This window comes from Roseovarius sp. D0-M9, assembly GCF_037083805.1.
In the GTDB taxonomy this organism is placed as follows: domain Bacteria; phylum Pseudomonadota; class Alphaproteobacteria; order Rhodobacterales; family Rhodobacteraceae; genus Roseovarius.
The window spans coordinates 155,510-180,970 of record NZ_JBAPKZ010000002.1; the positions used below are offsets into that span (position 1 = coordinate 155,510).

Consider the following 25,461-nt stretch of genomic DNA (forward strand, 5'->3'; position numbering starts at 1 on the left):
GCAGGGCGCAGTTGAGGTGGTGCCTAGCGTCAGACCACAGGCACCGGCGGTATTCTTGTTTATCTCTGGGAGGCCCTTAGTTCGGGCGCTCGGCCATCTCGGCGCGGATCTGCTGGCGCAGAAGGTCGATGGGCACGCGCTTGCCGTCCTTCTTGAAGTGCCAATAGGTCCAGCCATTGCAGCTGGGCGCGCCTTCGAGATGGGCGCCGACCTGATGGATCGAGCCCTTGATGTCGTCGCCGATCAGCGTGCCATCGGCGCGCACCTTGGCCTTGTGGCGTTGGTTGAGCGAATAGAGCTCCTCGCCGGGGCGCAGCATTCCGCGTTCTACCAGCTGGCCGAAGGGCACGCGCGGCTCGGCGCGTTTGGAGGTGCTGACCTGTAGCGCCTCGCGGTCGAATTTGCGAATACCCTTGAGGCGCTTTTCCGCGACGGTGCGATAGCCCTCGTCACGCTCGATCCCGATGTAGTCGCGGCCCAGCATCTTGGCCACGGCGCCGGTGGTGCCAGTGCCAAAGAACGGGTCGAGCACCACGTCGCCGGGATTGGTGCTGCCCACGATGACGCGGTGCAGCAGGCTTTGCGGTTTTTGTGTTGGATGGGCCTTGTCGCCCGCCTCGTCCTTGAGCCGCTCGTGCCCGGTGCAGATCGGCAGCACCCAGTCGCTGCGCATCTGCACGCCATCATTGAGCGATTTGAGCGCTTCGTAGTTGAACGTGTATTTCGCGCCTTCGGATTTCGAGGCCCAGATCATCGTCTCATGCGCGTTGGTCAGGCGTTTGCCGCGAAAGTTGGGCATCGGGTTGGATTTGCGCCAGACCACGTCATTGAGGATCCAGTAGCCTGCATCCTGAAGCGCAGCACCGACGCGAAAGATGTTGTGATAAGAGCCGATGACCCAGATCGCGCCACTCGGTTTCAGCAAGCGGCGCGCGGCAGCCAGCCATTCGCGCGTGAACTTGTCATAGACGGCAAAGCTGTCGAACTGGTCCCAGGCGTCATCGACCGCATCGACCTGGCTGTTGTCGGGGCGATGCAGATCGCCGCGCAGCTGCAAGTTATAGGGTGGATCGGCAAAGATCAGATCGACCGAATTGGCCGGGAGCGCGTTCATCACCTCGATGCAATCGCCCGGCATAATCGTGTTGAGAGGAAGCGCGGGTGCGCCCTCGATTTTCGTCATCTTTGTCATGTCTTGCCTCTGTCCCGGCGCGTTTTTGCGCTCTGTCTGCTTGTGGACAAAGTTGCTCTAAAGGCGATTCGCGGTCAATTTCTTTTTTGAATCAGGAGGTTAGTTATTTATCTTGATACAAGATATTGTGCACTGGCTTGAACGAACGTCTATGGTGTGGGGTCACGCCCATATCTCGGAGGGCCTGTTTGTGGCTCTTTGACGGATATCCTGCGTTCGTTTCCCAGCCATATCCGGGGCAGTGTTGCGCCAAATCCCACATGACATGATCTCGACATATTTTGGCCACGATTGAGGCCGCCGAAATCGAAACCGACAGGGCATCGCCGCCGATAATCGCCCGCGCCGGGACGGTCAGACCGCGCGGGATCATGTTGCCGTCAATCAGGGCCAGATCGGGCTGGCGCGGCAGGCCGGCGATGGCGCGCTCCATCGCCAGATGCGAGGCGCGCAGGATGTTCAGCGCGTCGATCTCCTCCACGCTCGCGTGGGCGATGCTGACCTCGGCGGTGGCGACGATAAGATCGCGCAGCGCGAGGCGGCGCACCCTGGTCAGTTTCTTGGAGTCGTTCAGCCCCTCGGGGATGTTCGCGGCATCCAGCACGACGGCCGCCGCCGTTACCGGCCCGGCAAGCGGACCGCGCCCGACCTCATCGACACCCGCGATGATGCGCGCGCCGCCCGCCAGTGCCGCCGTCTCGAAAGAGTAGTCGGGGTTGCTCATGACAAAAGGCAAAGCACGCCGCGCGTAAAATGACCAGCCACGACGGCAAAGGGCCCCGCGGTGGGGGCCCTGCTACATCTTGGGTCACGCCGCGCGCGGCGCGTCTTAGTAATAGGGGCGCGCGCTATAGCGCTGCTGACCATATCCGTGGCGCTGTATGTGGCGTTGGGGATGACCGTGGCGATGGACGCGCTCGACCTTGCGGTGCCGGGGTTTTTGAAAGCGGTAGCCAGGCTGCTGATAGACGTGGCGCTTTGGCTGATACCGCTGCTGATACTGCGGCTGATGGTATTGGCGCTGCACCGAGTTGCGCTGGATGGACCGGCGCTTGTCCTTTTGCGCTTCGTTGATGGCGGCACCGACTATGGCGACACCCGCGATGGCGGCCAAAGCGCGGGCCAGATCGCGGTCCAAGGCCTGCGCGGGGGCGGCGGTCAGGCCGGTGACGGCAATCGAGGCCGCGATGACGAGGGACATGAATTTGCGTGCCATTGTGAAATCCTTTCGGGATGGCTGAGGTGAAATACCCTTTCATAATGGCCGCCGACCCTGCCCCATCGCAATAACACGCCGCTGCTATCGGATAACCACCGGGCGCAGGCGCATGGGATATTGTATAGCGCTCGGCGCTTCGCCATGGTCGGCTCCATGATGAAAACGCTCCTCCCCCTGGTCCTTGCGACCCTGATCGCGGCGCCCGCCAGCGCCGCCTGCCTTGCCGAATACAAGGCCAAGCGAGACAATCCGCTGGAGCTGTTCTACGGGACGGCGCAGATCAGCGGCGCCTGCACCATGGCCGAGGCCAATGCGCAACTGCGCGACCAATTGGCCGCGCAGGGCCTGACCTTGCTCAAGGTGCTTTCGGTGCGCCAGCAATGAGGGGGCACGAGAAATGAAGGGCGATATCATTCTTGCCGCCGATGCGCGCCGGTCCGGCAGCCGCGTGGTGTTGTTCGGCGTCGCGGCTATCGTCGCGATCCTGTCGCTGGCGGCGATCCTCCTGTTCGTCTCGCTGCCCGATGCGGGCGCGTTCAACGCGCGGGTCGAACAGATCTTTGTCGAGAATGATGCGCTGACCAGCGACGCCGAGATCAAGCTGCTCGAGATACTCGCCCTGTCGGGCACCGCCTTCAGCGAAACGCTGGTCAGCTACCGGATGGTAATCTTCGTTCTGCTGGTCTTCAGCACCGCCCTGCTGATCGCGGCGCTTACCTTTTTGGTGATGCTGACGTTGCTCAACCGCCGCATGGCACAGATCGAGCAGTCGGGCATTCAGGTCAGCTCGCTTTTGATCAGCCGGGCCGAGAAGTCGGTCTATCTGAACAACATGGGGTTCAAGCTGACCGATGCAGCGATGGAGACGCTTTCGGTGCTGGCCGAGGCGCGCATGGATGGCGACATCCTGACCGGGGCCGAGATCGAGGGGATCGTTTCGGGCCGCGACGCGTCCGACTGCGAAGAGGCGGCGGGCGCCACCCGCATCAAGCGCCTGCGTGACACGCTGGGCAACCAGATGGTCAGTGAACTGCTGGTGCGAAACATCGCGCGGCAGGGCTATGTTCTGGCCATCGACAAGGATGTGATCCGCGTGATCTGACGCGCCGGGGCCGGGCCCTGCCGCAAACGCGGCGAACAATACGCCGCATGTCGTTGAAATCATGCCGTTGCGGACCACCTTCAAGCGCCAAAGTTTCAAAGGCGTGCCAAGATGAGCCCATTTACCCCGACCCGTGCTGCTGGCCTTGCGGTCATGCGTGATTTCATCCCCGCCATGGGGCGCCGCTATGCCAATGGGCGCAACCATGATCGCGGGCCGGGCCATCACAAGGCGGTATCCACCCTCTCGCCCTATTTGCGCCGCCGCCTCGTGACCGAGCGAGAGGTGGTGACGGCCGCGATTGACGCGCATGGGTTCGAGAACGCGGAAAAATTTGTGCAGGAAGTCATCTGGCGCGGCTACTTCAAGGGCTGGCTGGAACGGCGTCCGCAGGTCTGGGACAGCTACGTCGCCGGGCTGCAAGAAGATCTGGAAACGCTGGAGCGGGACAGGCGCCTGCGCCGCGGCGTGACGCGCGCCCAGGATGGGCAGACCGGCATGGCCTGCTTTGACGCATGGGCCGAGGAGCTGGTCGAGACCGGATATCTGCACAACCACGCGCGCATGTGGTTCGCCTCGATCTGGATCTTCACGCTCGAGCTGCCTTGGCGTCTGGGCGCTGATTTCTTCTACCGTCATCTGCTGGATGGCGATGCTGCCTCTAACACTCTGGGCTGGCGCTGGGTTGCGGGGCTGCACACGCGCGGCAAGGCCTATCCCGCAACGGCCCAGAATATCAACGCCTTTACCGGCGGCAGGTTTGCACCCCGCCAGAGCGATCTGGCCGAGGTGACCGAGGGGCTGGAGACGACCGAGCCGGACGGCCTGCCGTCCGTTCAGCCCGTCCGCAAGGTGCGCGCGCCGCAGGCGGGCGCAGCCACCGCGCTGCTGCTGACCGAGGACGATTGCAGCATGGAGGCGTTTGATCTGACAGGCCATGACATCTGCGGCGCCGCAACACTGCGCGGCAGTCACCTGCGCTCACCCCTGCCGGTGGCCGGGTGCGTGACGGCCTTCGAGAAGGGCGCGCTGGCTGATGCCGCCATGCGGATGAAGCTGGCCGCCACCGCCCTGAGCGCCGATCACCCGGACACGCTGGCCAAATGGGCGGCTGCGACGGGCGCTGCGCAGATCGTCACGCCCTTTGTTCCGCGCGGGCCGCTGCGTGACTGGCTGAACGAGGCCGCGCCCTATCTGGCGCAGAACAGCATCGCATTCTGCGAGTTGCACCGCGAGTGGGACGAAGCGATCTGGCCCCATGCGACGGCGGGCTTTTTCAAGGTGAAAAAGCAGATCCCCCGGATCCTCGACCAGATGGTGATGGCATGAGCCGGGTTGCGATCATTGGCGCGGGCATGGCCGGGCTGGCTTGCGCGAGGCGTCTTGCCGAGGCCGGGCACCAGCCCATCCTTTTCGACAAGGGGCGCGGGATCGGCGGTCGCATGGCAACGCGCCGGGCCGGCGCGCTGCGATTTGACCATGGCGCGCAATATGTGACAGCCAAGCAGGCGGGTTTTGCCGCCGTGCTGAGCGATCTTGCCAAGGCAGGCGCCGCCGCAAAATGGGATGACGGCGCAGCGCGCACCCACTTCGTCGGCACGCCCGGCATGTCGTCGATCCCCAAGGCGCTGGGAGCCGGTCTGGACATCCGGCAGGGGCAGCGCGTGACATCCATCATGCGCGATAATGGCGGCTGGTCCATCCATACGGAGGGCGAGGTGCACCGCTCCGGGCATGTGGTCATCACCGTGCCCGCGCCGCAGGTGGCCGAGCTGATCGGTGCAGAGCATCCTCTGGTGCAGCAGATCACGGACGTGCGGATGGCGCCCTGCCTGACGCTGATGGCGGCCATCGACGCGCCTGCGCCCTTCGTCAGCCAGCGCGATGATTATGGCCCGTTCGCGTCGATCATTCAGGACAGCAGCAAACCCGGCAGACCCGAGGGCACAGCGACCGCGTGGGTCGCGCAGGCTAGTCTGGAGTTCACACGCGCGCACTTGGAGGAGGACCGCCCCCAGTTGGCCGAGCGGATGCTGCCCCTTTTGTGCGAGCGCCTTGGCGTCTCGCAGGATCGCGTCCAGCACGCCGCCGCGCATCGCTGGCTCTATGCACGGGTGACGACGCCGCTGGGACAGCCCTTTGCGCGGGGCGAGGGTGGCACGCTCTACTTGGGCGGTGACTGGTGCCTTGGCGCGCGCGTCGAGGCGGCCTGGACCAGCGGCACGGCCATTGCCGAGGATCTGCTGGAGCGTCTGGGATGATCCATGATGCGCACATCGCGCACCTCATCACACTGATGGCGGCGGCCCTGCGGTCTTTGCCGTTGCAGTCCTGTCCATAGTCGTCGCCATGTATTTTAGTTTCAGCGAGAGGTTTGGGGTAGGTGCTGAATCTGGGCTGCGCCGGTGGTTTCATGGCCGAGGCGCTGCCATACGAGGACGCCGCCTTCGATGCGGTGGTCTGCGTCGACGTGCTGGAGCATGTGGAAGATCTGGACAAGGTGCTGCGCGAAGTCGCGCGGGTCCTGCGGACCGGCGCGCGGTCTACAAATAGCAGGCTGCCTCAGCTGGTCATCAGGGCGCGATCCCGAAAGGCGCGGGTGGTCAGGATGAGGCTGGCAAGCGTCTGCATCTTGGCCAGCGCCGCATCCATCTCGTCCGGCGCGATGCCCGATCCGGCCAGCAGGCTGCGCGCAGCGTAATCCACCTCGGCCACACCCTCTTCTCCGGTCATCGGGGCGATCTGGAAGCTGGCGCGCAGCCAGATGCCGTCCATCACCGTGCGCAGCTGAAACGCGATGCGCGGCGCGTCCTCGGCCCCGAGGGGTCGGAGCGCGCTGAGCAGATTGCTGCGCATACGCGCATGCACCGCCGTCTGGATCCGCTGGCTCTGCCGGTTGTGCGGCACGTCCGAGCAGAGCGAAATCCACGCGTGGCAAATCTCCTGCTGAAAGACGGGCGCGGCGAAATTTCCGACGATGATCGCATAGAGCCGCTCAAGAGGGGTGTCCGCGTGGCGCAGCAGCTCGGTGACGCATTCGCGCAGGACGGTGTTGGCCTTGCGCTGGACCCCCTCGAAGAGAACGTCCTTATCCTTGAAATGGTGCAGGACAACGCCCTTGGACACGCCTGCGATGCGCGCCACACGCTCGAGCGTGGTGCCCCGGATTCCATGCTGGACCAATGCGTCGAAAGCGGCCTGAGACAACTCCGCGCGCCTGATATCCCCAATGCTCTTGCGTGCCATATGCCTGCCGATCTGCTGCGCGGAAACCCTAGCGTGGCCAGCGCAGCGCCACAATATTTACCTTTTGACTTATAAACTGACCATTGGTAAGTATTCTAGCCAAGATGAAGGTATGGAGGTAGATCATGCAGGCGGATTTCGTGATTATCGGGTCGGGTTCGGCAGGGTCGGCCATGGCCTATCGGCTGTCCGAGGATGGCAAGCACAGTGTTCTGGTGCTGGAATATGGCGGCACCGATGCGGGGCCGTTCATCCAGATGCCTGCCGCGCTGAGCTATCCGATGAACATGAAGCGCTATGACTGGGGCTACAAAACCCAGCCCGAGCCGCATCTGAACAATCGCCGTCTTGCTGCGCCGCGCGGCAAGGTGGTGGGCGGGTCATCCTCGATCAACGGGATGGTCTATGTGCGCGGCCATGCGGGCGATTTCGACCATTGGGAAGAGAGCGGCGCGACCGGCTGGGGCTTTCGCCACGTGCTGCCCTATTACAAGCGGATGGAGAATTGGACCGATGGCGGCCATGGCGGCGATCCCGCGTGGCGCGGCACGGACGGGCCATTGCATGTGACGCGCGGGCCGCGCCACAACCCGCTCTTTGACGCCTTTGTGCAGGGGGGGCGGCAAGCGGGCTATGAGCTGACCGAGGATTACAACGGCGAAAAGCAGGAGGGATTTGGCCCGATGGAGCAGACGGTTTACAAGGGCCGCCGCTGGTCCGCCGCCAATGCCTATCTGAAACCTGCGCTGAAGCGTCCCAATTGCGACATGCTGCGCTGCTACGTTCGGCGCGTCATCATCGAAGAGGGCCGCGCGACCGGCGTCGAGATCGAGCGTGGGGGCCGGATCGAGGTCGTGAAGGCCAACCGTGAGGTGATTCTGGCGGCATCCGCGTTCAATTCACCCAAGATCCTGATGCACTCGGGTATCGGCCCTGCCGCGCATCTGGCCGAGCACGGCATCGACGTCGTGGCGGACCGCCCCGGCGTGGGCGGCAATCTGCAGGACCATCTGGAACTCTATATCCAGCAGGCCTGCACGCAGCCGATCACGCTTTTCAAGCATTGGAACATCTGGTCCAAGGGTATGATCGGCGCGCAATGGCTCTTTGGCAAGACCGGCCTCGGCGCGTCAAACCAATTCGAAAGCGCGGCGTTTCTACGCTCCAAGCCGGGTGTCGAATACCCCGATATCCAGTATCACTTCCTGCCCATGGCAGTGCGGTATGACGGGCAGGCCGCAGCCGAAGGTCATGGCTATCAGGCGCATGTGGGGCCGATGCGCTCGGCCTCGCGGGGGCGTGTCAGCCTGGCGTCCGCCGATCCGCTGGCGGCACCTGAGATCGCGTTTAACTACATGTCAAAAGCCAGCGACTGGGAGGATTTCCGCCGCTGCATCCGCCTTACGCGCGAGATTTTTGGACAGGCCGCGTTCGATCCCTATCGCGGCAAGGAGATCCAGCCGGGTGAGGCAGTGCAGAGCGACGCTGATCTGGATGCCTTCATCGCCGAACACGCCGAAAGTGCCTATCACCCCTGCGGCACCTGCAAGATGGGCGCGGCGCATGATCCGGATGCCGTGGTCGATCCGGAGTGCCGGGTGATCGGAGTGGAGGGGCTGCGCGTTGCCGACAGCTCGATCTTTCCGCGCATCCCCAACGGCAATCTGAACGGACCCAGCATCATGACCGGCGAAAAGGCCGCCGATCATATCCTGGGCAAAGACCCCCTGCCCGCCTCGAACCAAAAGCCGTGGATGCATCCCGGCTGGCGCGAGACGGTCAAGGCGGCAGTTCCAGTCGCATCCATGCCAGCCTGATCCCTGCCTGAGTGCATCGGGCCAGACTAACTCTGGCCCGACCTTTTCTACCCTGACTAGTCCTTGCCACCCTTGGGGCCGCCGCTGCGCGGTTTGCCAAAGGGCTTGCCCGCGGGTTTGCCGCCCGGCTTGCCACCGGGCTTGGCGGATTTTCCAGCATATCCCTCGGCGGCCTTGGCAGCCGTGCGCGCGCGGTTCTTCTTGCTGCTGGGCTTGCCCACGGCAGGGGCGCCGCCGGGGCCGGTGGGCTTGGCAAAGCCGCCGGTCTTGCCCTTGTATTTCGGCTTGTCACCGGCACCGGTCACCGCACCGTCACGGGTATAATCGGGCTTTGGCCCTTTGCGGTGGGGTTTGGAGGGAGCGTCGCTCTTGGGCTTCTTGTGGCGCGGCGCGGGGGCGTCATCGAACTGCACCGGTTTGCTGGACGGCGCACGGGGCGCGGGTTTGGGCGCGTCGGCCTGCGGCAGGATGGGGGGCAGATCATCCATCTGGCTGGCCGGGGGCGGCCCCTTGGGGACCGGTTTCTTCCACTCCGGCTTGGGTCCGCTGCGCGGCTTACCGCCCGGCCCGCCGGGCTTGCCGCCTTGGCGCTGCGCGATGGCGGGCGGCTGGCTGAGTTCCTTGACCTCGGCGCCTTCCTCGACACGCATGGCATCACCGACGGACGCCTTGAAGCCTGCAACGGCGCTTTGGCGCAGCTCCACATAGCTTTCGTCATCACCGACGCGGATCGCCCCGATATCTTCGCGGGTGACGCCGCCCGCCTTACAGAGCATCGGCAAGAGGCGCCGTGGCTCGGCGCCCTTGGCGCGGCCGCCCGAAATCGAGAACCACACCGATGGGCCGAATGCGGCACGGGGCGCGGGCTTCTCGCCCGGATCGCCCAGATCCTCGGGCGCGGAATGGCGCGCATGGTAGAAGCGCAGGTAGGCGGCGGCGATCTGCTCGGGGTTGAACCGCTCGAGCAGCTTGGCCACGGCGGGCGCTTCGCTTTCGGTGATCGCCTCGGACCATGCCTCGTCGCCCAGCATCCGCTCTTCGTCGCGGGCCGTTACCTCGTCAGCGGAAGGGGCCGGGCCCCATTCGGCGCGCAGCTTGGCCCAGTTGAGAATGCGCACGGCCTTTTTGCGGGCGGCGGGGGGCACGATGAGGGCACTGACCCCCTTGCGGCCCGCGCGGCCCGTGCGGCCCGACCGGTGCAGCAACGTCTCGTGACTGCCCGGCAGTTCGGCATGGACGACCAGATCAAGGTTGGGCAGGTCGATCCCGCGCGCGGCCACATCGGTGGCCACGCACACGCGGGCGCGGCCATCGCGCATCGCCTGCAAGGCATGGGTCCGCTCGGATTGCGATAGCTCGCCCGACAGCGCCACGACGGCAAAGCCCCGGTTGGACAGGCGCGTGGTCAGGCGGGCAACCATCGCGCGCGTGTTGCAGAAAACGATGGCGTTGGGCGCCTCGTAATAGCGCAGCACATTGATGATCGCGTTGTCGCCATCGCGGGGCGATACGTTCATCGCGCGGTATTCGATGTCGGCGTGCTGGCCCTTTTCGGCGCTTGCCGTGCTCACGCGCACGGCATCCTGCTGATAGCCCTCTGCCAGCTTGGCGATGGCGGCTGGCACTGTGGCCGAAAACAGCAGCGTCTGGCGCGTCTCGGGCGCATCGCCGAGGATGAATTCCAGATCCTCGCGGAAGCCGAGGTCGAGCATCTCGTCGGCCTCGTCCAGCACCACGGCGCGAATCGAGCCAAGGTTGATCGAGCCGCGCATGATATGATCGCGCAGGCGGCCGGGCGTTGCGACGACAATATGCGCGCCGCGTGCCAAGGCGCGCTTTTCATCGCGCATGTCCATGCCGCCGACGCAAGAGGCCAGAACGGCATTGGCCCCGGCATAAAGCCACGACAATTCGCGTTTCACCTGGAGTGCCAATTCGCGCGTGGGTGCGATGATCAGGGCAAGCGGTGCGGCGGCATTGCCAAAGCTCTCGGCCTCGTCCAGCAGCGTCGGTGCGATGGCCAGGCCAAAGCCCAGCGTCTTGCCCGATCCGGTCTGGGCCGACACGAGCATGTCGGCGCCGATGAGGTCCGGATTTGTCACGGCCTCCTGGACGGGGGTGAGTGTGGCGTATCCACGTGCGGCGATGGCGTCGACAAGAGCTTGTTTCACGGATCTCGATTTTCTGCTGTATCAGGGGAGGTGCGCGCGCCAAACATATGGCAGCACAACAATCTGCGCCGTCTATACCCTCGGCGCGTGAATGTATAGCGCTGAGATGACGCGGCTAAGACCCCACAAAGAGCTGCGCGATCCCCCAGACGGTCAGCAACATCGCGGCCAGCCCAAGGACGAGGTAGCGCCTCGGAATGTTCAGATGCGCGATCCGTTCGCCGATGAATTGCGCGAGGATCGCCATCCCGAAATAGCGTAGCCCGCGCGACAGGACGACGGCGGCAAGAAATACCAGAAAATTGCCACCGACTGCCCCCGCACCCAGCGTGGCCAGCTGAAGCGGCGCCGGCAGGAGCGACACCAGAAAGACCGACCAGAAGAGGCCATCGCCTTCCAGCCGATTGGCCATGTCATTGAAATTCGCCTCAAGGCCCAGCATCCGTATCACCGGCTCTACCACCGGATCGGCCAGCGCGAAGCCCACAATGTAGAAGAGAGAGGCCCCCAAGATGCATCCCAGCCAGATGATCAGCGCGATGCGCAGCGCCCGTTTGGGATGGCCCACCATCAGGGGCACCACAACAGCCTCCAGCGGGATGGGTAACGCCGTGCTTTCGGCAAAGGACAGCAGGGCAAGCCCGATCTTGCTGCGCGACAGACGATCTGTCCAGCCGGGACGGCTGTTGCCCGCGGTGCCCTCGGTCTTGGGGGGGACGGCAGGGCGTTCGGTCATTCTGCGTCACTCTCCTCGGCCCGGCCATCACGCGCGCCCAGCTATCACGCGCGATAGCCTGACAACGCAGCCCAATCAGGCGGGTTCCGAAATGAGCACCTTGATATTTATACAACATGCGCGGCCCTTGCGGAACCGCGCCGGGAACCGAAGTGCGCTTGGCGCTGTTGAATACGTGTCGACCGCGTGCCGGTGGGCAAAACATCCATCCTAAACGACGGAGTGGGGCCTCAAAACCCAAAATAGCGAGTGATCCTGTGATGAATCCTGTAATCAAAAATCTGAAACGCGCCTACCGCGAATCCGCACCGCAAGATATGCCGCCCGAGATGGCGGAGCTTTTGCGCAAGCTACAGGAACAGGACAGGCCGCCGGCCGAGTGAAACGATAGTGGCGGCAACAGATCTAATGCAGCCCTGTCCCGTTTTGTTGGAACCAGCCGCGCGGTCTGGGGGTTGCTGTTCGTCGGCGCTGTTAACATGCGCCGCGATTATTTTCAGGCGGTGACCCATTTGACCGAACCTCAGAATACCTCCGACACCCCCGATACCGTCAAGGTTCTGTTGACGGCGCAGGAAGTCTATCCCGAGATGGAGCGCGCGTTCCTTGCGGCCGAGCGCGAGATTTCGGCCGGATATCGCGTCTTTGACCTTGCCACCAAACTGCGCAGCGACGAGGGCCGCGCCATCGGTGTCGATTGGTTTGACCTGATCGTGCATGTCCTGCGGCGCGGCGTGAAGGTAAATTTCATCATCTCTGATTTCGATGCGGTCATGGCGCCCGAGTTGCACTGGCACTCTTGGAAGGCGCGCCGCGCCTTCGTCGCCGCGCGCGAACTTGCAGGATCGGAGGCGGATCTGACCGTCATGAATGCGGCCCATTCAGCAAGGGTCGGCATCCTGCCACGCATCGTGCTCTGGCCACGCCTCGTTAAGCGGTTGGGCAAGACTGCGGACAAGCTGAACCAGATGAGCCGCGATGAGGCCGAGAGCGTCCTTGAATGCAGTCCGGGTGTGCGGTTGATGTTGCGCCAGACCAAGACGGGCGAATATGCCGCCCGCCGCTGGCCCATTCCAACCCTCATTCCCGGCACGCATCACCAGAAGGTCTGCGTGATCGACCGGCGCGTCGCCTTTGTCGGCGGCCTTGATCTGGATGAGCGGCGCTATGATACCAAGCGCCACGACCGTGAACGCAGCGAAACGTGGCAGGATGTGCAGTTGCTCTGCACCGGGCCGATCGCCCAAGATGTTCACACCCATCTGGAAGAGTTTCTGGACGTCGTCGCGGGGGTGCGTGCGCCCACCGCCGAGGGCCGCCTGCTGCGCACGCTGTCGCGGCGGCGCAAGCACGACTGGCCCTTTCTGGGGCCCAAACCGCTGGTGCAGACGATTGCCGACGATCATCATCAGCTGGTGCAGCGCGCGCGCGGCCTCATTTACCTTGAAACACAGTTTCTGCGTGACCTGCCCTTGTGCAACCGTCTGGCCCATGCAGCACATGACAATTCATCGCTGTCGCTGATCGTCGTGGTGCCCGGCGCCCCCGAATCCGTCGCCTTTGACGGAGAGACAGGGTCGGACGCGCGGTTCGGCGAGTTCCTGCAAGCCAAATGCGTCAAGACACTGCGCGCCGCCTTTGGCGAGCGCATGGTGATCTGCTCGCCGGTGCGGCCCAAGTCACTGGATACAGGCGGGCGCGACACGCTCTGCGGGTCACCCATCATCTATGTTCATTCCAAGGTCTCGATCTTTGACTGCGACCGGGCCATTGTATCGTCGGCAAACCTGAACGGGCGCTCCCTGCAATGGGATACCGAGGCCGGTGTCATGCTGAGCGACAAGGACCAGGTCAGCAATCTGCGCGAGCGCATCTTTCACCATTGGCTGGGCAAGGACGCGGGGCCGGAATTCTTTGCCGCTGATAGCGCCGTTGCCCTCTGGGCCGAGCGCGCGCACCGCAACGCCGAAGTCGCTCCCGACAAGCGGCGCGGCTTCCTCGTGCCCTATGACGTGCGCCCCGCCGAGAAGTTCGGCCGGCGCTTGCCGGGCATTCCGCACGCAATGGTTTGAGGGCGGGGTGTTGCCCGAGCCGCGCCCGATAGTTTGGCGAAGCGCCCCCAGACACGCGTAGAGCGGGCCAAATGGCCCGCCCCCGTTTTCTCGCGTGGTATCCGCGGGTTACGACTGTTCGCCGGTCCACTCTTCCATATTCTCAAGCTCTTCTTCGGTCGCCGAGACATGGGCGGAAATGTCGCTGGTGTCGCCCATGCGGCGCAGTTCGACCTGATCCATCGGCATGGAAACGGGGCGTTCACCAATTCCGAGGAAACCGCCGATGTCGAGGATGACGGCCGTCACGTTGCCGTCGTCACCCAGTGCCAGCTCACTGACTTCGCCGACCCATTCGTCGTTCGAGCCGTAGACTGTGGTGCCCAGCAGCTCTTCGGTTGTCAGCTCGTCATAAGAGACGGTCTGCATGTCGGCATCTCTGTTGCTGTAGCCGTCCCAGTTGTTGGTGCCCAGCGTTTCGCCAGCCTCAGTCGAGGTTGCCTCATCATAGTTCTCGGTCTCTTCCAGCATCGCTCGGTCGCCGGTGTAGACGGCAAAGAATTCGCCTTCGTCATCGGCATCGGGCTGAAAGCGGATGGTGTCGAGTGCGACGCGGCGCTGAGTTTCACCCATCCCGAGGAAGCCACCGGCGTCAATCAGCACATCCTTGACCTGTCCGTCCTGGCCGATCACGACGTCATCGATTTCGCCCGCCATTTCCCAGTTGTCCGGCGCATCGGTGATCTCGCCCATTGCGCTGATGTCTTCGCCGCCTTCGGGGATGTAGACACGGTGACCAATCAGGTTGGACGCCTTCATCTCCATCGTCTCACCTGCGGGCGACTGCGCCTCGAACATCGACGCGTTGTCGTCGCTGGCAGCCAAGACGGCTGCGGGGGTTGCGGTTGCCATTACGAGGGCTGTGGTCATCATAAAGCGTTTCATGTGAATTGCTCCTTGTTTCGTTCCGGCAGGTCGTGCCTACTTCATGGTGAGACAATTCGTCGCCAGTGGTTTTCGTTGCAAAGATTGAGGCAAATTCTTTCAGGAACTTCAGAGCGGATCGTGACGTTGATCACTGTCGTGCAGGCGGCTGCGGACACCATGCACCCCCGTCGAGTCATATGGCCGATCCTGAGGGACCACCCCCGATGCGAGGTGGTCCGCAGCACTATTCGGGAACAATCTTGGCAGCGCCTGCGTTTAAAACCTTGTGCGCGCCCGCGCTTTCGGCGCGCCCAGAGCAAAAGGAACCCCCCATGGACCTGCTACGCATTCTCATCGCCATCCTTCTGCCGCCCCTTGGTGTTTTCCTTCAGGTGGGCATCGGCAAGCATTTCTGGCTGAACATCCTGCTGACGATCCTGGGATACATCCCCGGTATCGTTCATGCTGTCTACATCATCGCATCACGAGGCCCCGGCCGTGCGTGAACCTGACGAACTGGCGGGTGATACTTCGCCCGCCGCACCCTCTGCGGGTGCGACCCCGGTCGAACGGGAGTTGGACCGCATCGACAGCGTGGCACGCTTGCTCGATGCGCAGTTTCGCTTGCCTTTGATCCCGGTACGCATCGGCCTTGACGGGTTGATAGGCCTAATCCCCGGAATAGGCGATGCGGTCACATTCCTGCCATCGGTCTGGATGCTCCAGCGGGGATGGCACCTTGGGGCGCGCAAACGCACCTTGGTGCGCATGACGACCAACAGCGGAATTGATTTGATCATCGGTGCAATTCCGCTGGTGGGGGATATTTTCGATATCGGTTTCAAAGCAAATCTGCGCAATGCCAGATTGCTGCGCGATGATCTGACCTCAACGCCGGGCTACGCGCCCCGTGCCAAGCCCTAGATTGGCCAAGCCCTAGATTGTCAGTGCCGCATAGAAAAGCGCCAGCGCCAAGAGTGCGGCTATTGCCCATTTGATCCATGCACCGCCTCCGGATCCATCCGCGTTCTCGTATGTCGTGGCGCCCCCATCGAGGTAAGGCTTGGCCGGATCACGCGGCGCTTCGTCTTCGGGCAGGCCCGCCACGGCAGAGGCGCCGCCACTCTCGGCGTCCGTCTCGAGAGAGGCGGCAGCAGGCTCTCCCCGACGCCGGTCCTTGTGCGACTCCATCATCTGTTCACGGCCATGTGGCGCGATCTCGGGGCCATTATTTGAGTGCTTTGGTGTGGAGGTTTCATTGCCAGTCTGTGGCATCTGCGTCTCCTTTCGAGTTCAAGGCGCGGCTCGTAGTCGTCGCGCGGTAGTCATCGACCCAACAACCTTTGGGCACTCAATGTTCCCCGGCAAGGCGCCCACTGGGTCCCGTCGTCGTGCCGCAGTAGTCACGCGAATGAGATGCAGATGTGACCGGCCCGCACTCTTGACGCGGTTGAATAGGCACGCAGCACTTCACATTTGCGGCTCATCACCAACAAAGGAACATGATCCATGACCACTCGCTCTCGACTCCCCGGCAAACCGCGTGCCTTGATCGGCGCTGCCACCGCCATCGGGCTTGCAATGTCGGTGCCAATGGTCGGCATCGCACAGCAAGAGACGCCTACAACATCCCTCGCACCCATCGCGGGCGCGCCCGTCAGTTTTTCCGAGATCGTCAAGCAAAAGCTCCCGGCGGTCGTCGGCATTGTCAGCACGGTAAACGCACCGACCCCCCAGAGCGGCGCGCAGCCACAACTGCCGCCCGGCATGGGTGATCTGTTTGGCGCGCCGCGCGGGCAGGAGGCACCGGAGCAGCGACAGGCACAGGCCCAAGGCTCGGGCTTTATCATCACAGGCGACGGGTATGTCGTCACCAACAACCACGTGATTGCAGATGCCTCCGGCATCGAGGTCGTGCTGGAGGACGAGCGCCGGTTTGACGCCACGCTGGTCGGCTCCGACCCCGCGACCGACATCGCCCTGCTCAAGATCGAAAGTGATGAGGACCTGCCGCATGTCGAATGGGGCGAGTCCGACGATCTGGAGATCGGCGACTGGACCATCGCGATCGGCAATCCCTTCGGCCTTGGCGGCACTGTCACGGCGGGGATCCTTTCGGCGCGCTCGCGCAATATCAATGCGGGGCCTTATGACGATTTCCTTCAGACGGACGCCGCGATCAACCGGGGCAACTCAGGCGGGCCGCTGTTCAACATCGACGGCGACGTGGTGGGTGTGAATACCGCCATTGCATCACCTACAGGCGGCAGCGTCGGCATCGGCTTTGCCGTGCCCTCGGCTGTGGCGCAGCGCATCGTGGCCGACCTGCGAGAGGATGGCACGGTCGAGCGGGGCTGGCTGGGCGTCGGTATTCAGCCGGTCACCGAGGATATCGCGACCGCACTTGGCCTCGACGAAGCCGAGGGCACGCTGGTCTCGTCCGTCACAAGAGAGAGCCCGGCAGCGCAGGCGGGCCTTGCCCCCGGCGACGTGATCGTGTCGCTGAACGGCGAGCCGGTTGAAGGCCCCCGTGCCCTGTCTCTTGCCGTTGCCGATCTGGAGGTCGGATCAGAAGCGACGCTGTCCATCATGAGGGATGGCGAGGCGCAGGATCTGACCTTCGAGATCGGGCTTCATCCCAGCCAGAGCGTCTCTGAAACCGAGAACGCCGACCCTGCGGATGAGAATACCCCGCGCCTCGGCGTGTCGATCGCGCCGCTGGATCCTGCGGTGCGCGCGCAGTTGGACCTGCCCGAAGAGCTGAGCGGTATCGCCATCGCCGGCGTTCAGCCCGGCAGCCCTGCGGCAGAGGCCGGTCTGCGGCCGGGCGATGTCATCACTGCGGGATCTGGCGAGGAAATAGCCGATCTGGAGGCTCTGCGCAGCGCTGTCGCCTCGGCAGCAGAGGCAAGTTCGCCCCTTCTGCTGCGTGTCTATCGCGCGGGCAGCTACACCTTCGTTGCGGTCAGTCTGGACCAAGAAGACGACTGAAGACGATCGCCCGTCCCCCCGGTGTTGAGGGGGCCGGGCACGAAACGTCACGCCCCTGGGCCGCAATCAATGCTGCGTAGGGGCGGCGTTGGCGCCATGCCCAGTGCATGAGACGTATTGCGCAGTGCGGTGCGCAGCCCTTCCTCGAGCGTCGGATGATAAAAGGGCCGTTCCAGCATCTGATCGACGGTTGCGCCATCGCTGATGGACCACGCCAGAAGATGCCCGATATGCTCGGCAGCAGGGCAAGCCATCTCGGCGCCCAGAAGGCAGCCCGTGTCCCGCTGAGCGTAGAGCCGGAGCAATCCAGCATTCTGCCCCATCACGCGCGCGCGTCCCTGATCGGCAAAATCAACCGCGCCAGTCACGAAATCCGTGCCCGCCTCGGTCAATTCCGCGTGGCTGGCGCCGACCATGGCGATCTGCGGGTCGCTGAACACGATACTCAGCGGCGTGCGGCGCGCCTTGCGGTAGGCATCCGGCAATAGCGCGGCGTTCTCGCCCGCAATGCGGCCCTCATCCGCCGCCTCGTGCAGCAGCGGCAAATCGGCGCTGGCATCCCCCGCCATGAACACATGGGTCTGCGCGACGCGCATCGACAGCGCATCGAAGATCGGTGCGCCCCTGTCATCCAGCGGCAGCGACGTGGCCTCCAGCCCAAGACGATCGACGTTGGGCGTGCGCCCTGTCGCGGCCACAACGCAGTCGAACTCTTCCTCGTGCTGCGGCGCATCGTCGTCATCTGCATCCGACCAGCGCACGGTCACGCCAGCCTCGCCTCGCGTCACCTCGCTATCTGCGTGCCAATGCACCGGAAATTCAGCCTCGAACAGCTTGGCGGCATGGCGGCGCACCTCGGGGTCGCTGATCGGGCCGACGGCGTGATCGCGGCCAAAGAGGCGCATGCGCACGCCAAGGCGGTGCAGCGCCTGGCCCAGTTCCAGCCCGACGAGACCAGCGCCAAAGACGGCGGCAGATGCTGGCAGATCGTGCCAGTCGAACAACCCCTCGCTGGTGTAGAGACGGTCGCCCAAGCCCTGAAGCGGGGCCACGATGTTCGGGCGCGCGCCTGTGGCAATGACGACGGCCCGCGCGGTGAGTGTCCGCCCGGACGTCAGCTTGAGCGTGTGATCGTCCACGAAAACCGCCTTCTCGCGGATGACGTGCCGGTCGGGAAAACTCTCAACCGCATCCATGACAAAACCGACAAAGCGGTCCCGCTCGTCCCGCAGCCGCTGCATCACTGCGGCGCCGTCGATGCGGGGGGCGTCCACATATATGCCAAACCGATCCGTGCCACGGGCCGCTTGCGCTGTGCCCGCCGCCGCGATCAGAAGCTTGGACGGCATGCAGCCGACCCGCGCGCACGTGGTGCCAAGCGGGCCGCCATCCAGCAATGCAATGCGGTCGGTATGCTGGGCCGCAGCCCGGTAGGCAGCCATGCCAGCGGTTCCTGCACCCAGAATGGCAACGTCGACGTCATAAGTGCTCATGATGAAAATTCCTTGTGTTTGCCCTGACAACGCGCGCGCCGGGCGGATCGTTTCCATGGGCACGGGCCATCGGAGCAAATGCCGCATGCGCCGGTTTTGCCACTCCACGTGAGGCGAGACTGCCCAGATGCGACGCGGAGGGTATTGCTTGCCACCGGGCGCCAGACAGAACGCACATGCACAAGCGACGCGTCACGTGCCCTTATACGTCAAGCTGGCGCGCTATTTCTCAAAAAGGCGTGCTGCGTCAAAGATGGCATCGAGCTGCTCGTACCTTTGCCGCGTTTCCGGCCAGTTGGCCTCTTGAACGGCGGCGATCAGCCCTTCGAGCAGCATCATCGTGGACGTGTTGCTGTCCCAGGCCGAGGGGATCTGCGTCCAGCAGTGAAACGTATGCGTGGCATGAGCCGCAGCCGGGCTTTCCCATTGGTCGGTCATCAGGATCACATGCACGCCCCGCGCGCTGGCCAGCTCCGCAAGGCGCAGAAGGTTTGTCTCGTATCGGCGCATATCGAACAGCAAGAGGACATCGCCCTCGGCCATGTCCAGCACGTAGTGCGGCCATGTGGCGGAACTCGACGTCATATGCGTGATGCGCCGGCGCACGGCTTGAAAATGGGTAAAGGCATAATCGGCCAGCGCGCGGCTGATCCGCCCGCCAACGACGTAAAGACGCCTCTCGGGATCGGCCAGCAGGCCGGTGGCAGCGTCAAATTGCGCGCTGTCGAGATTGGCTAGCGTCTGCTGGATATTGTTGCCGATGGCCGTGGCAAAACGATTGAGCAGATGTGCCGCCGGCACCTCGCTGGCCCATTGATCGCGCCGCTGCGTGGGCCCCGATGCCTTGGCCTCAAGCTCGGACAGAAGTGCCTGCTGGAACTGGGGATAGCCCTTGAAGCCCAGTTTCTGCACCAGCCGCGCCAGCGTTGGCGTCGATACATCCGCATTTGTCGCCGCTATGGTGATCGAGGCGAGGCCCGCAGCCGGATAATTGTCCAGCAGCGCCTGCGCGAACTTACGCTCGGACGCGGTAAGGGTCGCGTAATGGCTGCGGATCGCCTCGCGGACGGTCTTGTGCGTCGCCTTGGGACCGCTGGGGGCCGGATCGCTCATGTGCCGGGCCTTGCATAGGAAATGGGCAAAAGGGGGCTGGATGCAAAATAGTGACTGGAAAGATATTGACAGAAAATCACGCCCGTGAAAACAATTTTCCAGAAGCGCGTTGAGGCCCAAAGCGCATTGGGGGATGTCATGCCAAGCCTGCCGCAGGATGAGGACGTGGTCGAAGTGTTGGGCCCGGATGCCGCCGGCCCCGCGCTGATCCTGTGCGAGCATGCGTCCCACCGTGTTCCGGCAGAATACGGCGGCCTTGGCCTGACCGATGAGGCCGCGATCAGCCATGCGGCATGGGATCCGGGCGCGCGCGCGCTGGCCCTGCACCTGATGGACTGCCTCGATGGCACGCTGGTCGCCAGCACCGTTTCGCGGCTGGTCTATGACTGCAATCGTCCGCCCGAGGCCGCATCGGCCATGCCTGCCAAATCCGAAATGATCGAAGTGCCGGGCAACGCGGGGCTGAGCGCGGCGCAGCGCGCGGCACGCACCGATGCCATCTATCGCCCGTTCTGCGAGGCGGTGACAGCGCAGGTCACGGCACGCGCGGCGCGGACGCAGCCGACCGCGCTCATCACCGTCCACAGCTTTACCCCGGTCTATTACGGCGCCCCGCGCGAGACGGAAATCGGCGTGCTGCATGATGCCGATACCGCGCTGGCCGATGCGATGCTGAAGGCGGGGGCGAAGCTGCCCCACCGCGCCATTCACCGCAATCGTCCCTACGGCCCAGAGGATGGCGTGACGCATTCCCTGAAAATCCACGGGCTGGCCCACGGCCTGCCCAACGTGATGATAGAGGTGCGCAACGATCTGCTGCAAACGCCCGATCAGATTGCGGCCATTGGCGACGAGCTGTGCGGGATGATCCGCCCGGCGCTGATCCATCTGGGCCTCGAAACCCAAGGGGCAGCCCATGCCTAGCATCATTCGCGGCTATGTGCGCGGGATCGACGCGATGAACCGCTTTATCGGGCGGATCACGATGTATCTGATTTTTGCGCTGATCGGCGTGCTGATGTGGTCGTCGATCTCCAAAACGTTCTTTGACCCGTCGCTCTGGACCCTTGAGACGGCGCAATTCGTGATGGTCGCCTATTACGTCCTTGGCGGGCCGTATGCGATCCAGATGGGATCGAACGTGCGGATGGACCTCTTTTATGGGGACTGGAGCGTCAAGAGAAAGGCGTGGATGGACGCCTTCACCGTGCTCTTCCTGATGTTCTATCTTGGCGTGCTCCTTTACGGCGCAATCGGATCGGCCGCCTATTCGCTGGGGCATTTCACCGGCGAGCCGTTCAGTTTCTTCTGGGGGCTGTTCACCACGTTCATCACCGAAGGCGCCGCCGCGGCCAAGGAGCAGATGGGCTACATGGAGCGCAGCCCGACCTCGTGGCGGCCCTATGTCTGGCCCGTCAAGGCAATCATGATACTCGGGGTTACGCTCATGCTGTTGCAGGTTCTGGCCGAGTTTTTCCGCGATATTGGCCGCATTCGCGGAGTGGAGCTCTGATGTCCTATGAGATGATCGCCATCCTGATGTTCAGCTCGATGATGCTGATGCTGCTGACGGGCCAGCGCGTGTTCGGCGCCATCGGCTTTGTCGCCGCGGCGGGCGGTATGCTGCTGTGGGGCACGGGCGGGGCCGACATGCCGTTTTCGGCCGCGATGAAGCTGATGAAGTGGTATCCGCTGCTGACGCTGCCAATGTTCATCTTCATGGGCTATGTCCTGAGCGAGAGCCGCATCGCCGACGACCTCTACAAGATGTTCCACGTCTGGATGGGGCCGGTGCGCGGCGGCCTCGCCATCGGGACGATCGGCTTGATGGTGCTGATTTCCGCCATGAACGGGCTGAGCGTCGCGGGCATGGCCATCGGTGCGACCATCGCCCTGCCCGAGCTGCTGAAGCGCGGCTATGACAAGATCATGGTGACCGGCGTCATTCAGGCCGGCTCATCGCTTGGGATTCTGGTGCCGCCCTCTGTGGTGCTGGTCCTTTATGCGATGATCGCGCGGCAGCCTGTCGGGCAGTTGTGGCTGGCGGGCGTGATCCCCGGCCTGATGATGGCGACGATGTTCATCATCTACATCTATGTGCGCTGCCGGATGCAGCCCCACCTCGGCCCGCCCCTGCCACCGGAAGAGCGCAACGTCAGCACCGGCGAAAAGCTGCGCCTGCTGACCGCCGGGCTCCTGCCGCTGCTCATCTTTGCGGTGATGATGGTGCCTTTCGTCAAAGGCTGGACGTCGCTGGTCGAAAGCAGCGCCATCGGCGCGATGGCGGCCTTCCTTGCCGCCGTGCTCAAGGGGCGGATGACGCGCGAGGTGTTCGAGAACTCGGTGCGCAAGACGCTGGGAATCTCGTGCATGTTCATGTGGATAATCCTCGCAGCCCTTGGCTTTGGCGCGATCTTTGACGGGCTGGGCGCAGTCAAGGCGATCTCGGATCTTTTCACCACGCAATGGGGCCTTTCCCCTTGGGTGATCCTGATCCTGATGCAGCTCAGCTTTATCGTGATGGGCACATTCCTCGATGACACGGCCATGCTGGTCATCGTCGCGCCGCTCTACGTGCCGCTGGTCGGCGCGCTGGGCTTCGATCTGATCTGGTATGGTGTGCTTTACACGATCACCTGCCAGATTGCCTATATGACGCCGCCCTTCGGCTATAACCTGTTCCTGATGCGCGCAATGGCCCCGCCCGAAATTACGATCCGCGACATCTATCGCTCGATCATTCCGTTCGTGGCAGTCATGGTAGTGGCGCTGGCTGCTGTCATGGCCTTTCCGCAAATCGCCCTGTGGCTGCCAAATCTGGTCTATAACTAGGCCCAATCACGATCCCGGCGGAACCGGGGCGACATATGATCCAATCAAGGAGAGAAAAGATGACGACACGCAGAAAGTTTCTGGCCTCCGCCGGTCTCGGCACCGCGGCGACCGCGCTGGGCGCCCCCAGCATCGTGCGCGCACAGGCGCCGATCAAATGGCGTTTTCAGACCTATGCTGGCGCCGCACTGGGCGAGCATGTGACCAAGCCCGCCATTGATTACATCAACACCGCCGCCAACGGCGAAATGGAGATCGAGCTGTTCTACGCGGATCAGATCGTTCCCACCGGCGAGATGTTTCAGGCGCTTCAGCGCGGCACGATCGACGGCGTCCATTCGGACGACGACTCGATGGCCTCGCCCACGCCGCTCCAACGCTTTGGCGGATATTTCCCGCTGGCGACCAAGCACATCCTCGACGTGCCGGTCCTGTTCAACCAATACGGTCTAGCCGACATCTGGACGGAAGAATACGAGAAGGTCGGCGTCAAGTGGCTGTCGGCTGCGGGGCAGGATCCTTGCAACTTCAACACCACCAAGGAGATCACGTCGGTTGCCGATTTGGATGGCCTGCGCCTCTATACCTTCCCGACGGCGGGCCGCTTCCTGTCGCAGTTCGGCGTCGTGCCGGTCAGCATCCCCTACGAGGATGCCGAAGTTGCCGTGCAGACCGGCGAGCTGGACGGCATGGCATGGTCGGGCATCACCGAGGACTACACGGTGGGCTGGGCCGATGTCACCGACTACTTCCTGACCAACAACATCTCGGGTGCGTGGATCGGGTCGTTCTTTGTCAATCCGCAGCAGTGGTCGGACCTGCCGGACCACCTCAAAGAAATCGTCATGGCCGGGATCGAGGCCAGCCACACCTACCGCAACCAGTGGTACTGGGGCGGCGAGGCACGCCTGCGTGCGCAGGGCGACAAACTGAAGCTGCGCACCATCCCGCAGTCGGATTGGAAGCAGGTCGAAGACGCCGCCGTGGTATTCTGGGACGAGATCGCCGAAGAGGGCGAGATCCACGCCAAAGTCGTGCAGATCTTCCGCGACTACAACGACGTCATCAGCCAGGCGGGCCCTCCCTACACCTTCGAGTGATCCGCTGAACATCTGGCCCGTCCCGGCGCACTGCGCGGGGGCGGGCCCCCTATTTCATCCCTGCCCCATTTCCGAGGTGCGCCATGCCTGCCCAAACTCCCGCTCTTACCTTTGACGATCTGAAAAAACAGGTAAAGGAGGGCACCGTCGACACCGTCCTGGCCGCCCTCGTCGACATGCAGGGCCGCCTCATGGGCAAGCGTTTTCACGCAGAGCATTTTGTGGAAAGCGCCTGGGAAGAGACGCATTGCTGCAACTACCTGCTGGCCACCGACCTCGAGATGGCAACGCCCGAGGGCTTTGCAAGCACATCGTGGGCGTCAGGATACGGCGACTATGTCATGCGCCCCGATCTGGACACGCTGCGCCCGATGCCGTGGCTGGAGGGGACGGTTCTGGTGCTGTGTGACGTGCTGGACCACCACACCCACGAACCTGTGCCGCACTCACCGCGCGCAATGCTGAAAAAGCAGCTGGCGCGCCTGGAAGAGATGGGCATGACAGCGATGATGGCGACCGAACTGGAGTTTTTCCTCTTCGAGAAAAGTTTCGACGAGATCCGCAAGGGTGGCTACCGCGACCTTGCCCCGATCTCGGGGTACAACGAGGATTACAACCTCTTTCAGACGACCAAGGAAGAGCATGTGATGCGCCCCTTGCGCAATCACCTTCGCACTGCGGGCCTGCCCATCGAATGCACCAAGGGCGAGGCCGAAGCGGGCCAGGAAGAGCTGAACATCAAATACGCCGCAGCCCTCGACACGGCCGATTTCCATACCATCGCCAAGCATGCGACCAAGGAAATCGCATGGCAGCAGGGCCATGCCGTGTCCTTCCTGCCGAAATGGAACCGGCACCGCGTCGGCAGTTCGAGCCATGTCCATCAGTCGCTGTGGAAAGATGGCGAGAACGCGTTTCACGACGCGTCCGACGATCTGGGCATGTCAGAGCTGATGAAGCATTACATGGCCGGGATGCTGAAATACGCGCCCGATTACACCTATTTCCTCGCGCCCTACATCAACAGCTACAAACGGTTCGTGAAGGGCACATTCGCGCCCACGCGCACGATCTGGTCGGTGGACAACCGCACGGCCGGTTTCCGCCTCTGCGGCGAAAGCACGAAGGCCGTGCGCGTCGAGTGCCGTGTCGGCGGATCGGACATCAACCCATATCTTGCCATGGCCGTGCAACTGGCCGCCGGAATCGCCGGCATCGAAGAAAAGCTGGAGTTGGGCGCGCCTTTCAAGGGCGATGCGTATTCGGGCAACGAGGGCATGATCCCGACGAACCTGCGCGATGCCTACACGTCGCTGAAAGGGTCGGCCATGCTGCGCAAGACGCTGGGCGATGATGTGGTCGATCACTACGCCCGCGCCGCCGAAGTCGAAATCGAGGATTTCGAGGCCGCCGTCACCGATTACGAAATCGCGCGCGGGTTCGAGCGCTGCTAAAGCGTTTTGCGAAACGC

General features: G+C 63.4%; 24 protein-coding genes and 1 pseudogene. 15 read left to right on the forward strand and 10 right to left on the reverse strand.

What is annotated here, in order from left to right; genetic code table 11:
* Nucleotides 1-76: 76 nt before the first annotated feature.
* From V8352_RS02465 to V8352_RS02475, 3 genes are all read right to left on the reverse strand, one after another.
* On the reverse strand, nucleotides 77-1,192 hold the full coding sequence (locus V8352_RS02465; protein ID WP_336422665.1) for a site-specific DNA-methyltransferase: 1,116 nt from the start codon (nucleotides 1,190-1,192) through the stop codon (nucleotides 77-79).
* A 103-nt stretch (nucleotides 1,193-1,295) separates the two neighbouring features.
* Nucleotides 1,296-1,916, reverse strand: a complete 621-nt coding sequence (locus V8352_RS02470) for a ribonuclease HII (protein WP_336422666.1) — start codon at nucleotides 1,914-1,916, stop codon at nucleotides 1,296-1,298.
* Between the two features lie 105 nt (nucleotides 1,917-2,021).
* Nucleotides 2,022-2,408 carry a hypothetical protein gene (locus tag V8352_RS02475; RefSeq protein WP_336422667.1) on the reverse strand — a complete coding sequence of 129 codons (387 nt, stop codon included), beginning with the start codon at nucleotides 2,406-2,408 and terminating at the stop codon, nucleotides 2,022-2,024.
* A 159-nt stretch (nucleotides 2,409-2,567) separates the two neighbouring features.
* Here V8352_RS02475 and V8352_RS02480 point away from each other — a divergent pair, with 159 nt between their 5' ends.
* The 5 genes and pseudogenes from V8352_RS02480 to V8352_RS02500 form a co-directional block, all read left to right on the forward strand.
* Entirely contained in the window at nucleotides 2,568-2,795 is a 228-nt protein-coding gene (locus V8352_RS02480; protein WP_336422668.1) for a hypothetical protein, read from the forward strand.
* A gap of 13 nt (nucleotides 2,796-2,808) precedes the next feature.
* Complete coding sequence (locus tag V8352_RS02485; RefSeq protein ID WP_336422669.1) at nucleotides 2,809-3,513, forward strand: hypothetical protein; 705 nt, start codon at nucleotides 2,809-2,811, stop codon at nucleotides 3,511-3,513.
* Nucleotides 3,514-3,624: 111 nt separating this feature from the next.
* Nucleotides 3,625-4,842 carry an FAD-binding domain-containing protein gene (locus V8352_RS02490; protein WP_336422670.1) on the forward strand — a complete coding sequence of 406 codons (1,218 nt, stop codon included), beginning with the start codon at nucleotides 3,625-3,627 and terminating at the stop codon, nucleotides 4,840-4,842.
* Nucleotides 4,839-5,774 (forward strand): NAD(P)/FAD-dependent oxidoreductase, encoded by a 936-nt coding sequence (locus V8352_RS02495; RefSeq protein WP_336422671.1) that lies wholly within the window; start codon nucleotides 4,839-4,841, stop codon nucleotides 5,772-5,774. Before V8352_RS02490 ends, V8352_RS02495 begins: the two co-directional genes overlap by 4 nt.
* Before the next feature lie 122 nt (nucleotides 5,775-5,896).
* A pseudogene (locus tag V8352_RS02500) lies at nucleotides 5,897-6,049 on the forward strand (class I SAM-dependent methyltransferase); the annotation flags it as partial.
* 26 nt (nucleotides 6,050-6,075) lie between these two features.
* Here V8352_RS02500 and betI read toward each other — a convergent pair.
* Entirely contained in the window at nucleotides 6,076-6,759 is a 684-nt protein-coding gene (betI, locus tag V8352_RS02505; protein ID WP_336422672.1) for a transcriptional regulator BetI, read from the reverse strand.
* Between the two features lie 125 nt (nucleotides 6,760-6,884).
* Between betI and betA the strand changes: the two genes are divergently transcribed.
* Nucleotides 6,885-8,576: a choline dehydrogenase gene (betA, locus tag V8352_RS02510; RefSeq protein WP_336422673.1), complete on the forward strand. Its 1,692-nt coding sequence runs from the start codon at nucleotides 6,885-6,887 to the stop codon at nucleotides 8,574-8,576.
* A gap of 56 nt (nucleotides 8,577-8,632) precedes the next feature.
* Here betA and V8352_RS02515 read toward each other — a convergent pair whose 3' ends face one another.
* Nucleotides 8,633-10,747 (reverse strand): DEAD/DEAH box helicase, encoded by a 2,115-nt coding sequence (locus V8352_RS02515; RefSeq protein ID WP_336422674.1) that lies wholly within the window; start codon nucleotides 10,745-10,747, stop codon nucleotides 8,633-8,635.
* 115 nt (nucleotides 10,748-10,862) lie between these two features.
* The gene (locus tag V8352_RS02520) at nucleotides 10,863-11,483 is read right to left on the reverse strand and encodes a YqaA family protein (RefSeq protein WP_336422675.1); all 621 of its coding nucleotides are present in this window, start codon (nucleotides 11,481-11,483) and stop codon (nucleotides 10,863-10,865) included.
* Between the two features lie 479 nt (nucleotides 11,484-11,962).
* Between V8352_RS02520 and V8352_RS02525 the strand changes: the two genes are divergently transcribed.
* Nucleotides 11,963-13,555, forward strand: coding sequence for a phospholipase D family protein (locus tag V8352_RS02525; RefSeq protein WP_336422676.1), 1,593 nt, complete (start codon nucleotides 11,963-11,965; stop codon nucleotides 13,553-13,555).
* A 108-nt stretch (nucleotides 13,556-13,663) separates the two neighbouring features.
* Here the strand turns inward: V8352_RS02525 and V8352_RS02530 are convergent, their stop codons facing one another.
* On the reverse strand, nucleotides 13,664-14,479 hold the full coding sequence (locus V8352_RS02530) for a PRC-barrel domain-containing protein (protein ID WP_336422677.1): 816 nt from the start codon (nucleotides 14,477-14,479) through the stop codon (nucleotides 13,664-13,666).
* 314 nt (nucleotides 14,480-14,793) lie between these two features.
* Here V8352_RS02530 and V8352_RS02535 point away from each other — a divergent pair, with 314 nt between their 5' ends.
* Nucleotides 14,794-14,967 (forward strand): YqaE/Pmp3 family membrane protein, encoded by a 174-nt coding sequence (locus V8352_RS02535; RefSeq protein WP_336422678.1) that lies wholly within the window; start codon nucleotides 14,794-14,796, stop codon nucleotides 14,965-14,967.
* Entirely contained in the window at nucleotides 14,960-15,385 is a 426-nt protein-coding gene (locus V8352_RS02540) for a DUF4112 domain-containing protein (RefSeq protein WP_336422679.1), read from the forward strand. The genes V8352_RS02535 and V8352_RS02540 overlap by 8 nt, the downstream gene beginning before the upstream one ends.
* A gap of 12 nt (nucleotides 15,386-15,397) precedes the next feature.
* Here the strand turns inward: V8352_RS02540 and V8352_RS02545 are convergent, their stop codons facing one another.
* Nucleotides 15,398-15,736, reverse strand: a complete 339-nt coding sequence (locus V8352_RS02545) for a hypothetical protein (protein WP_336422680.1) — start codon at nucleotides 15,734-15,736, stop codon at nucleotides 15,398-15,400.
* 234 nt (nucleotides 15,737-15,970) lie between these two features.
* Here V8352_RS02545 and V8352_RS02550 point away from each other — a divergent pair, with 234 nt between their 5' ends.
* Nucleotides 15,971-17,452, forward strand: a complete 1,482-nt coding sequence (locus V8352_RS02550) for a Do family serine endopeptidase (protein ID WP_336422681.1) — start codon at nucleotides 15,971-15,973, stop codon at nucleotides 17,450-17,452.
* A gap of 47 nt (nucleotides 17,453-17,499) precedes the next feature.
* On the opposite strand, the gene V8352_RS02555 is transcribed toward V8352_RS02550, so the two are convergent.
* Nucleotides 17,500-18,945 (reverse strand): dihydrolipoyl dehydrogenase, encoded by a 1,446-nt coding sequence (locus tag V8352_RS02555; RefSeq protein WP_336422682.1) that lies wholly within the window; start codon nucleotides 18,943-18,945, stop codon nucleotides 17,500-17,502.
* A 222-nt stretch (nucleotides 18,946-19,167) separates the two neighbouring features.
* A complete protein-coding gene (locus tag V8352_RS02560) occupies nucleotides 19,168-20,058 on the reverse strand; it encodes a MurR/RpiR family transcriptional regulator (RefSeq protein WP_336422683.1) in 891 nt (296 codons plus the stop codon).
* A 138-nt stretch (nucleotides 20,059-20,196) separates the two neighbouring features.
* On the opposite strand from V8352_RS02560, the gene V8352_RS02565 reads away from it, so the two are divergent.
* The 5 genes from V8352_RS02565 (at nucleotide 20,197) to V8352_RS02585 (ending at nucleotide 25,444) form a co-directional block, all read left to right on the forward strand.
* Entirely contained in the window at nucleotides 20,197-20,982 is a 786-nt protein-coding gene (locus V8352_RS02565; protein WP_336422787.1) for an N-formylglutamate amidohydrolase, read from the forward strand.
* Nucleotides 20,975-21,571 carry a TRAP transporter small permease subunit gene (locus V8352_RS02570; protein WP_336422684.1) on the forward strand — a complete coding sequence of 199 codons (597 nt, stop codon included), beginning with the start codon at nucleotides 20,975-20,977 and terminating at the stop codon, nucleotides 21,569-21,571. The genes V8352_RS02565 and V8352_RS02570 overlap by 8 nt, the downstream gene beginning before the upstream one ends.
* Nucleotides 21,571-22,890: a TRAP transporter large permease gene (locus tag V8352_RS02575; RefSeq protein ID WP_336422685.1), complete on the forward strand. Its 1,320-nt coding sequence runs from the start codon at nucleotides 21,571-21,573 to the stop codon at nucleotides 22,888-22,890. The genes V8352_RS02570 and V8352_RS02575 overlap by 1 nt, the downstream gene beginning before the upstream one ends.
* Before the next feature lie 59 nt (nucleotides 22,891-22,949).
* Nucleotides 22,950-23,990: a TRAP transporter substrate-binding protein gene (locus tag V8352_RS02580; protein ID WP_336422686.1), complete on the forward strand. Its 1,041-nt coding sequence runs from the start codon at nucleotides 22,950-22,952 to the stop codon at nucleotides 23,988-23,990.
* Nucleotides 23,991-24,073: 83 nt separating this feature from the next.
* Nucleotides 24,074-25,444, forward strand: coding sequence for a glutamine synthetase family protein (locus V8352_RS02585; RefSeq protein ID WP_336422687.1), 1,371 nt, complete (start codon nucleotides 24,074-24,076; stop codon nucleotides 25,442-25,444).
* The last annotated feature ends 17 nt before the right edge of the window (nucleotides 25,445-25,461 follow it).

Excerpts from the sequence above, each read along its gene's own strand:
- V8352_RS02550 (WP_336422681.1), top strand. The coding sequence starts at position 15,971 with ATGACCACTCGCTCTCGACTCCCCGGCAAACCGCGTGCCTTGATCGGC.
- V8352_RS02485 (WP_336422669.1), top strand. The coding sequence starts at position 2,809 with ATGAAGGGCGATATCATTCTTGCCGCCGATGCGCGCCGGTCCGGCAGC.
- V8352_RS02520 (WP_336422675.1), bottom strand. The coding sequence starts at position 11,483 with ATGACCGAACGCCCTGCCGTCCCCCCCAAGACCGAGGGCACCGCGGGC.
- V8352_RS02465 (WP_336422665.1), bottom strand. The coding sequence starts at position 1,192 with ATGACAAAGATGACGAAAATCGAGGGCGCACCCGCGCTTCCTCTCAAC.
- V8352_RS02580 (WP_336422686.1), top strand. The coding sequence starts at position 22,950 with ATGACGACACGCAGAAAGTTTCTGGCCTCCGCCGGTCTCGGCACCGCG.
- V8352_RS02570 (WP_336422684.1), top strand. The coding sequence starts at position 20,975 with ATGCCTAGCATCATTCGCGGCTATGTGCGCGGGATCGACGCGATGAAC.
- V8352_RS02565 (WP_336422787.1), top strand. The coding sequence starts at position 20,197 with ATGCCAAGCCTGCCGCAGGATGAGGACGTGGTCGAAGTGTTGGGCCCG.
- V8352_RS02475 (WP_336422667.1), bottom strand. The coding sequence starts at position 2,408 with ATGGCACGCAAATTCATGTCCCTCGTCATCGCGGCCTCGATTGCCGTC.
- betI (WP_336422672.1), bottom strand. The coding sequence starts at position 6,759 with ATGGCACGCAAGAGCATTGGGGATATCAGGCGCGCGGAGTTGTCTCAG.
- V8352_RS02535 (WP_336422678.1), top strand. The coding sequence starts at position 14,794 with ATGGACCTGCTACGCATTCTCATCGCCATCCTTCTGCCGCCCCTTGGT.
- V8352_RS02530 (WP_336422677.1), bottom strand. The coding sequence starts at position 14,479 with ATGAAACGCTTTATGATGACCACAGCCCTCGTAATGGCAACCGCAACC.
- V8352_RS02575 (WP_336422685.1), top strand. The coding sequence starts at position 21,571 with ATGTCCTATGAGATGATCGCCATCCTGATGTTCAGCTCGATGATGCTG.
- betA (WP_336422673.1), top strand. The coding sequence starts at position 6,885 with ATGCAGGCGGATTTCGTGATTATCGGGTCGGGTTCGGCAGGGTCGGCC.
- V8352_RS02470 (WP_336422666.1), bottom strand. The coding sequence starts at position 1,916 with ATGAGCAACCCCGACTACTCTTTCGAGACGGCGGCACTGGCGGGCGGC.
- V8352_RS02480 (WP_336422668.1), top strand. The coding sequence starts at position 2,568 with ATGAAAACGCTCCTCCCCCTGGTCCTTGCGACCCTGATCGCGGCGCCC.
- V8352_RS02490 (WP_336422670.1), top strand. The coding sequence starts at position 3,625 with ATGAGCCCATTTACCCCGACCCGTGCTGCTGGCCTTGCGGTCATGCGT.
- V8352_RS02585 (WP_336422687.1), top strand. The coding sequence starts at position 24,074 with ATGCCTGCCCAAACTCCCGCTCTTACCTTTGACGATCTGAAAAAACAG.
- V8352_RS02555 (WP_336422682.1), bottom strand. The coding sequence starts at position 18,945 with ATGAGCACTTATGACGTCGACGTTGCCATTCTGGGTGCAGGAACCGCT.
- V8352_RS02495 (WP_336422671.1), top strand. The coding sequence starts at position 4,839 with ATGAGCCGGGTTGCGATCATTGGCGCGGGCATGGCCGGGCTGGCTTGC.
- V8352_RS02525 (WP_336422676.1), top strand. The coding sequence starts at position 11,963 with ATGCGCCGCGATTATTTTCAGGCGGTGACCCATTTGACCGAACCTCAG.
- V8352_RS02545 (WP_336422680.1), bottom strand. The coding sequence starts at position 15,736 with ATGCCACAGACTGGCAATGAAACCTCCACACCAAAGCACTCAAATAAT.
- V8352_RS02560 (WP_336422683.1), bottom strand. The coding sequence starts at position 20,058 with ATGAGCGATCCGGCCCCCAGCGGTCCCAAGGCGACGCACAAGACCGTC.